The 7,974-nt window shown below is 75.0% G+C and carries 9 protein-coding genes; 3 read left to right on the top strand and 6 right to left on the bottom strand.

Features of this window, described 5'->3' with window-relative positions:
* Positions 1-31: 31 nt before the first annotated feature.
* Positions 32-631 (bottom strand): cadmium resistance transporter, encoded by a 600-nt coding sequence (locus RM555_RS29855; protein WP_311414838.1) that lies wholly within the window; start codon positions 629-631, stop codon positions 32-34.
* 210 nt (positions 632-841) lie between these two features.
* Between RM555_RS29855 and RM555_RS29850 the strand changes: the two genes are divergently transcribed.
* The 3 genes from RM555_RS29850 (at position 842) to RM555_RS29840 (ending at position 3,979) form a co-directional block, all read left to right on the top strand.
* Positions 842-1,069 carry a helix-turn-helix domain-containing protein gene (locus RM555_RS29850; RefSeq protein WP_007462679.1) on the top strand — a complete coding sequence of 76 codons (228 nt, stop codon included), beginning with the start codon at positions 842-844 and terminating at the stop codon, positions 1,067-1,069.
* Positions 1,070-1,115: 46 nt separating this feature from the next.
* Positions 1,116-1,883: an enoyl-CoA hydratase/isomerase family protein gene (locus tag RM555_RS29845; protein WP_311414837.1), complete on the top strand. Its 768-nt coding sequence runs from the start codon at positions 1,116-1,118 to the stop codon at positions 1,881-1,883.
* A gap of 116 nt (positions 1,884-1,999) precedes the next feature.
* Positions 2,000-3,979, top strand: a complete 1,980-nt coding sequence (locus tag RM555_RS29840; RefSeq protein ID WP_311414840.1) for an ABC transporter ATP-binding protein — start codon at positions 2,000-2,002, stop codon at positions 3,977-3,979.
* Between the two features lie 202 nt (positions 3,980-4,181).
* Here the strand turns inward: RM555_RS29840 and mug are convergent, their stop codons facing one another.
* The 5 genes from mug to RM555_RS29815 all read right to left on the bottom strand — a co-directional run bounded on the left by mug (position 4,182) and on the right by RM555_RS29815 (position 7,958).
* Positions 4,182-4,751: a G/U mismatch-specific DNA glycosylase gene (mug, locus tag RM555_RS29835; protein ID WP_311414836.1), complete on the bottom strand. Its 570-nt coding sequence runs from the start codon at positions 4,749-4,751 to the stop codon at positions 4,182-4,184.
* Between the two features lie 164 nt (positions 4,752-4,915).
* On the bottom strand, positions 4,916-5,683 hold the full coding sequence (locus RM555_RS29830; RefSeq protein ID WP_311414835.1) for an SDR family oxidoreductase: 768 nt from the start codon (positions 5,681-5,683) through the stop codon (positions 4,916-4,918).
* 105 nt (positions 5,684-5,788) lie between these two features.
* A complete protein-coding gene (locus tag RM555_RS29825; protein ID WP_311414834.1) occupies positions 5,789-6,235 on the bottom strand; it encodes a hypothetical protein in 447 nt (148 codons plus the stop codon).
* Positions 6,232-7,050 (bottom strand): DUF692 domain-containing protein, encoded by an 819-nt coding sequence (locus RM555_RS29820; RefSeq protein ID WP_311414833.1) that lies wholly within the window; start codon positions 7,048-7,050, stop codon positions 6,232-6,234. The genes RM555_RS29825 and RM555_RS29820 overlap by 4 nt, the downstream gene beginning before the upstream one ends.
* Complete coding sequence (locus RM555_RS29815) at positions 7,047-7,958, bottom strand: TIGR04222 domain-containing membrane protein (RefSeq protein WP_311414832.1); 912 nt, start codon at positions 7,956-7,958, stop codon at positions 7,047-7,049. Before RM555_RS29815 ends, RM555_RS29820 begins: the two co-directional genes overlap by 4 nt.
* Between the last annotated feature and the right edge of the window lie 16 nt (positions 7,959-7,974).

The following is a 7,974-nucleotide window of genomic DNA, read 5'->3' as shown; positions in this document are numbered from 1 at the left end:
GGGGCGGCGGGAGGGGGAGTGGGAGTGGTGGTCAGCGCAGGAGGGCGAGGAGGTGGGGCAGGACGCCCGAGGTGGCCAGGATGACCACGCCGATGGCGATGAAGACCGCCGGGACGAGCCAGTGGCCGACGCGCCCGACGAGCCGCGTCACCCGGGGGTGCCCGCCCAGCCAGGCCCCGGCGGCGCACCACAGCGCGATGAGCGCCGCGAAGACCAGCAGGAAGACCGCGCCGCCGCCCGGGTCGAGCGCCCGGAACACCGGTACGTAGACGGCGATGTTGTCGGCGCCGTTGGCGATCGTCACCCCGGCCACGCCGAGCGTCGAGCCGACCACCGCCGGGGCGTCGTCGGCGTCGTCACGCAGCAGCGCGCGGACGCCGAGGGCGACCGGCAGCAGGCCGAGCAGCCCGGTCCACGGCTCGGGCACCACCAGCAGCCCCGCCGCGACCACGGTGCTGGCCAGCGCGAGCGCGCCGATGCCCAGGTACTGCCCGGCGACGATCTGCCAGGGGCGGGGCCGGCCGGTGGTGCGGGCGCCGACGAAGAACAGGGTCAGGACGACGATGTCGTCGATGTTGGTGGCGGCGAACACCACGGTGGCGCCGGCCGCGGTGCCCAACAGGTCGATCACGCCAGCAGGGTACGGCGCGGTCACCCGGCACGCCCGGCGCCGAGGGGCGGGCGGGCCCCGGGTGGCGTCGGGAGCATCACGCTATCGGGAAGCTGACATTGCATAGCGTGTCGGTTGGCGAAGAGTTGATATCTGGCGCATGATCGTTCGAGGCGGTCTAATAGGTGGGACCGTATCCGAACCGCACAGTCTGGGACGTGAGGACACAGCATGGCAGCCACTGGCACAGCCACCAGCACTGAGAAGGGTCGCCGGATCGTCGGAGCCGAGCGTCAGACGCTCGCCAAGGACCTGGTAAAGCGGTACACCTCGGGTGAGAGCATCCGCGCGCTCGCGGCCTCGACCGGCCGTTCCTACGGGTTCATCCACCGGGTGCTCACCGAGTCCGGGGTTCAGCTGCGGCAGCGTGGCGGCGCCCGACGCCGCAAGAAGGCGTGACCCGCCCACCAGCGTCGTCCATCAGCGCCGCTCCCCGGGTCGCTCGGTGACCGCCGAGACGACCGGGGTCCGGCTGGAATGCGACGGGCCGGTCGCGACGGTCACGTTGTGCCGGCCCGACGTGCTCAACGCGCAGACCCCGGCGATGTGGCGCGCGATGAGCGACTTCTCGCGGGACCTCCCCGGCGACGTCCGGGTCGTGGTCGTACGCGGCGAGGGGCGGGCGTTCTCCGCCGGCCTCGACCTGTCGGTGGCCGGTGCCTCCGGCCCGGGGTCGTTCGCCGAGCTGGCCACCCTGCCCGAGCAGGAGTGCGCCGACCGGATCGCGGAATACCAGGGCGGCTTCACCTGGCTTCACCGTCCCGACGTCGTCTCCGTCGCCGCCGTGCAGGGGCACGCGATCGGCGCCGGCTTCCAGCTGGCGCTCGCCTGCGACCTGCGCGTGCTCGCCGAGGACGCGAAGCTCTCCATGGCCGAGGTGACGCTCGGCCTGGTCCCGGATCTCGCCGGCACCGGCCGCCTGGTCGACCTGGTCGGCTACAGCCGTGCCCTGGAGATCTGCGCGACCGGCCGGCGGATGGACGCCGCCGAGGCGGACCGGATCGGCCTGGCCACCCTGGTGGTGCCCAACGCCGAGCTGGACGCCGCGGTGCGTGACCTGACCGCCGGGCTGCTGGCCAACGACCGCAACGCGGTGGTGGAGATCAAGGCCCTACTGGCCGGCGCGACCGGTCGGTCCGCCGTCGACCAGCAGCGGGCCGAGCGGGAGGCGCAGACCCGCCGGCTGCGTGACCTCGCCGGGCGGGGAGAGTAAGTCGTAAGGACCGTTCGGGAAGATCAGGGTTACGGCCGAGGTTGTCAGAGTCGTCGGGAGAATTGACCTGACGGTGCGGTCAGCCCGACGACCCGGAGGTGAACGTGTCCCACTCGATGTCGGGCGGCGGCATGACCGGTTGGAGCATGCTCCGGTCGATGCGCAACCGCGACGAGATATCCACCCACCGACTCAAGCGCGGGGTGGCCGGCAGGATCGTGGCCTTCGCCGGGCCCTACCGCCGCGACATCGTCGTCTTCCTGGTCACGGTGGTGCTGGCCGCCGTCATCGGCGTCGCCACCCCGGTGCTCGCCGGCGACGTCATCGACACGATCACCCGGGGCGGCGCCGACGCCGGCAGCGCGGTGGTCCGGCTGGCCCTCGTCATCGCCGGGCTCGCGGTGTTCGACGCGCTGCTCTCCCTCGCCCAGCGGTGGTATTCGGCCCGCATCGGCGAGGGCATCATCCTCGACCTGCGCACCCGGGTCTACGACCACGTCCAGCGGATGCCGCTGCAGTTCTTCACCCGCACCCAGACGGGTGCGCTGGTCAGCCGGCTCAACAACGACGTGCTCGGCGCGCAGCGGGCGTTCACCTCGACGCTGTCCGGGGTGGTCAGCAACGTCATCCAGCTCGTGCTCACCGCCGCGGTGATGTTCACCCTCTCCTGGCAGATCACCGCGCTCTCCCTGGTGTTGCTGCCGGTCTTCATCATCCCGGCCCGCCGGGTCGGCAAGCGGCTCGCCGAGATCACCCGCGAGTCCTACAACCTCGACGCGAAGATGAACGCGACGATGACCGAGCGGTTCGGCGTCTCGGGCGCGTTGCTGGTCAAGCTCTTCGGCCAGCCCGAGGTGGAGGCGCGACGGTTCGCCGGGCGGGCCGAGCGGGTTCGCGACATCGGCATCCAGTCCGCGATGTACTCACGGACCTTCTTCGTGGCGATGCTGCTGGTCGCCTCGCTGGCCCAGGCGCTCACCTACGGGCTCGGCGGCTGGCTGGCGGTCACCGGCAACGTCAGCGCCGGCACCGTGGTGACCCTCGCCCTGCTGCTCACCCGCCTCTACGGCCCGCTGACCGCACTGTCCAACGTCCGGGTCGACGTGATGAGCGCGCTGGTCTCCTTCGACCGGGTCTTCGAGGTGCTCGACCTGAAGCCGACGATCGAGGAGCGGCCCGACGCGGTGCCGGTGCCCCGGGCCAGCGGCCGGGTCGAATTCCGCGACGTCCGGTTCCGCTACCCCAGCGCCGCCGAGATCTCGCTCGCCAGCCTGGAGGAGGTCGCCGCCCTCGACCGTACGATCAACGAGCCCGTGCTCAAGGGCGTCTCGTTCGCGGTCGAGCCGGGGCAGATGGTGGCGCTGGTCGGCCCCTCCGGCGCCGGCAAGTCGACGCTGTCCATGCTGATCTCCCGCATCTACGACGTCACCGACGGGCAGGTGCTGGTCGGCGGGGTGGACGTCCGCGACGCCACCCTCGCCTCGCTGCGCGACGAGATCGGCGTGGTCACCCAGGATTCGCACCTGTTCCACGAGACCATCGCCGAGAACCTGCGCTACGCCAAGCCGGACGCCACCGACGACGAGATCTGGGCGGCCCTGGCCGGGGCGCAGGTCGCCGACCTGGTCCGGTCGCTGCCGGAAGGGTTGGAGACCCTCGTCGGCGAGCGCGGCTACCGCTTCTCCGGCGGCGAGAAGCAGCGCATCGCCATCGCCCGGCTGCTGCTCAAGGCCCCGTCGATCGTGATCCTCGACGAGGCGACGGCGCACCTCGACTCGGAGAGCGAGGCCGCGGTGCAGCGGGCGCTGTCGGTGGCGCTGACCGGGCGTACCGCGCTGGTGATCGCGCACCGGCTCTCGACCGTCCGCGACGCCGACCAGATCCTGGTGCTCGACGACGGACGGATCGTCGAGCGGGGGCGGCACGAGGAGCTGGTGGCCGTGGGCGGGCTCTACGCCGAGCTCTACCGCACCCAGTTCGCGGTCGCCGACTCGCCCACCCCGTACGCCGACGCGACCGGGCCCGAGCCGGTGGCCGTGCCGCCGCTGCGGCCCTACCTCGCCGACGAGGCGCTGCCGCCGGCGGCGGCCAACTGACCCTGCCGCCGGCGGCGGCCAACTGACCCTGCCGCCGGCGGCGGCCAACTGACCCTGCCGCCGGCGGCGGCCAACTGACCCTGCCGCCCGGCGCAGCCAACTGACGTTGCCGCCAGCTGCGCCAACCTGCCGGCTGCGGTAACCCGCCGGCCACGGCCAACCGCCGGCGCCGCGGCCAACTGACGCGCGGCCGACCGACGTCTCAGCCGGCCGTGATCGCCGCCCGCAACTCCCCGAACGCGGCGCCGAGCGTCTCGGGGGTGAAGTGCGCGTTCAGGCCGCTGGGGTTGGGCAGCACCCAGAGCCGGGCGCCGGCCAGCCGCTGCGGCTGCGGTCCGAAGGCGGCCTTCGGCCGGGCGAACCCGATCCGGTACGCGGTCACCCCGACCACGGCCACCCACCGGGGGCGGTACCGCTCCACCTTGCCGGTGAGGATCTCCGCGCCCTTGACCAGCTCGGCCGGGGTCAGCTCGTCGGCCCGGGCGCTGGCCCGCGCGACCATGTTGCTGATGCCCAGCCCGTATCCCGGCAGCTCGTCCTGCTCGCTGGGATGCAGCAGCCGGGGCGTGAACCCGCCCCGGTGCAGCGCGGGCCAGAACCGGTTGCCCGGCCGGGCGAAGTGCCACCCGGTCGCGGCCGACCACAGGCCCGGATTGATGCCCACGAACAGCACGTCCAGGCCGGGGGCGATGACGTCGGGGATGGTGCGCTCCGCCGCCGCGGCGAGTTCCTCCCGCGTCGGCCGCGGATGCCGCCCGGCCGCCCGCGCCACCCGCGTCCGTCGCCGGAGCGGCGATCCGGCGGACGATCCATCGCCGGAGGGACCGTCGGACGACCCATCGGCGGGCGGACCGGCGGGCGAGCCGTTGGCGGAGGGACCGTCGGACGATCCGTCGGCGGGCGGACCGGCGGACGATCCGGCGGCGGGCGCGGCCATCACAGGCTCCGCAGCACGCCGCCGTCGACCGGCACGGTGACCCCGGTCAGGTAGCTCGCCGCGGGGGAGAGCACGAACGCGGCCACCCGGCCGAACTCGTCCGGCGCGCCGATGCGGCGCAGCGGAATGGCCGCCTCGGCCTCCGCGCGGGCCCGGTCGGGGTCACCGGTGGCGGCGAAGAGTTCCACGTTGCGGTCGGTCATGATCCGCCCGGGCAGCAGGCCGACGACCCGCACGCCCCGGGGCCCATACTCGTCGGCGACGTCCTTGGCCATGCCCACCAGGCCGGGCCGCAGGCCGTTGGAGATGCCCAGGCCGGGCACCGGCCCGCGCGCCGAGGTCGACAGGACCAGCCCGACCGCCCCGCCCCCGCCTGCGGCCAGGTTCTCGGCGACGGTGCGGACCATCCGGACGGTGCCGAGGAAGACCGTCTCGAAGGAGCGGCGCCACTGCTCGTCGGTGACCGAGGCGGCGCTGCCCGGCGGCGGCCCGCCGACCGAGACCAGCGCCCCGTCGAGCCGGCCGAAGTGCTCCCGGGCCGCCGCCACGAGGCGCTCCGGCGTCTGCGCGTCGGCCAGGTCGGCGGTCAGCCCGACCGCCCGCTCCGGCCCGCCGAGGCGGTGCGCGGCGGCGGCCACCGCGTCGGCGTCGCGGGCGGAGAGCACCACCCGGGCACCGTCGGCGACGAGACACTGCGCGGTGGCGAAGCCCAGCCCTCGGGAGGCGCCGGTGAGTACGTACACCCGATCGGTCAGTCCGAGATCCATGCCGTCGATCCTGCCGCACCCGGCCGGATCCGCCAGCGGGGCCCTCGAGCCGCACGCGCCGGACCGGCGGACGGTTCAGCGGCGGGCGGTCCGGCGGCGGGCGGTTCAGCGGCGGGCGGGACGCAGCAGGCGTACCCGACCGGCGAACTGGACCGCGACGGCCCCGCCGGCGCGCCCCCACGCCGGCAGCCGACGCGGTCGCGGCGGCCGGCGCCCGTCGTAGCGGTGGGCGGCCTCGCGCGCGGCCAGTTCCTCCGCGCCGAGCGGCGGCAGCGCGCCCCGGTCGCGCAGGTCGCGGGCCAGGTCCCAGCCGTCGCGCAGCGAGCCCCCGGTCGGCCGCCCCGCCGCCCAGCGGGCGAAGGTCTCCGGCCACCGGGGACCGAGACCGGCGGCGAGCAGCGGCCAGTGCCGGGCCACCTCCCCGGCGCGCTTGCGCAGCAGCGCGGTCCCGGCGGCGGCGAGCGCCGCCGGGTCGAAGCCCGCCGGCACCGGGCCGCCGGCGACCAGCGCCGCCACCAGCGCCGCCTGCCGCTCGGCCAGGTCGCCGCTCACGTCACCACCGGGAAGCCGGACACGGCGGCGAGGGCGTCCAACTCGGCGCGGAGCACCGGGGCGGGCGGGTAGTGCCCGTCGCGTTCCAGCAGGAACGCCGGCGGGCGGCGGCGGGCGCACAGCTCGCGGATCAGGTCGAGCACCGCCGGGGGCACCGGATCGGTGTGCGTGTCGTGGTAGTAGCCGCCGTGCTCAGCGCCGCCCGCCACGTGCACGTAGGAGACCCGCTCCAGCGGCAGCCGGTCGAGCAGCGCGAGCGGGTCGGCGCCCCGGTTGCGGGCGTTGGCGTACACGTTGGCGACGTCCAGCAGCAGGAACGCGCCGGTGCGGTCCAGGATCTCGGTGAGGAAGTCGGCCTCGTCCAGCTCGTCGTCGGGCCAGTCGAACAGGGCCGCGATCGGTTCCAGCGCGAGCGGCACCGGCAGCGCGGCCTGCGCGCGGGCGACGTTGGCGCAGACCGCGTCGACCGCCTCCCGGCTGCGGGGCAGCGGCAGCAGGTGGCCGGCCTCGACGCCGCCGGCCCGGACGAAGGCGATGTGCTCGCTGACCAGCGGCGCCCCGACCAGCTCCGCCACCGCGCCCAGGTGGGCGACGCGCGCCGGGTCGACCGGCTCCGCGCCGCCGAGGGACAGCCGCACGCCGTGCGGTACGACCGTCACGCCGCGCTCGCGCAGCGCGGCCAGCCCGGCGGGCGGTGGCCCGGTCGCGGCGACACTCTCCGCGACCACCTCGACGAAGCGCAGCCCGGGCAGGTCGGCGACGAACCCGGCGATCTCCGGCCGCCAGCCGATGCCGACGCCGGCGGGGCCGGTCATCCGCCGCACCCGCCTCCGCCGCAACCCCCGCCGCCGCCGCACGAGCTGCCCCCGCTGCACGAGCTGCCGCCGCCGCATCCGCCGCCGGTCGAGGAGGCGCCGGAGCCGCTGATCGCCTGGCGCTGGATCTCGGCCTGGCTGGCGAAGCCGGGGTCCATGGCGTAGAGCGACGCGGTGCCGAACAGCGCGACCCCCATCGCGGCACCCGCCGCGCCGTAGGTGGCGTAGGCGGGGGCCGAGGCGGGCGCGAGGTAGGTGTGCTGACGCCGCAGGCCGCGCAGGGCCTGGGTGGCGGCGCGGGTGCGCCACGGCACCCGGTACAGGAGGACGGCCACGACGATCAGCGGGAGCTGGCTCAGCACGAGCCAACCCACCGGACGGTCGTTGCCCAGGCCGGCGAAGATGCGCAACACGCCGACCAGCAGCAGGGCGGTGAGCAGGAACGCGCCCCGGCGCAGCGCGGCCCGGCGGGCCGGCGCGAGCGCGAGTCCGCGCTGCTCCAGACTCGTCCGGAGCTGGTCGAGCGCCCGGACCACCCACTCGTCGCGGGCCAGTTCCCGGGTGGTGGCGTTCCGGCCGGCCGCGAAGTGGATGGCCTGGTCCAGCGGCGTGATCCCGGCCGGCAGCGCGCCGCCGGTGGTGAGCCGCCGGTCCGGGCGTACGCCGATGGCCCCGCTGCTGCGCAGCCCGCCGAGCGAGGCCCAGATCGCCAACTGCTGCCCGCCGTTGAGGTAGGCGACCTGCTGCGGGCCGAGCTGACCCACGTCGCCCACCTGCGGCCCGGCGAGGACCGAGAGCCGGTGGACGACCGTGCCGACGATGATCACGACGGCTGCGAGGAGATAGACCGCGAGGAATGCGGGACCGGAGATGCCCCAGGTGTCACCAGGTGCGGCGAGGACGGTCATGTGCTGCTCCTGTCGG

This window comes from Micromonospora reichwaldensis, from assembly GCF_031845925.1.
GTDB classification, from domain to species: domain Bacteria; phylum Actinomycetota; class Actinomycetes; order Mycobacteriales; family Micromonosporaceae; genus Micromonospora; species Micromonospora reichwaldensis.
This window is presented reverse-complemented; position numbering and strand designations above follow the sequence as displayed.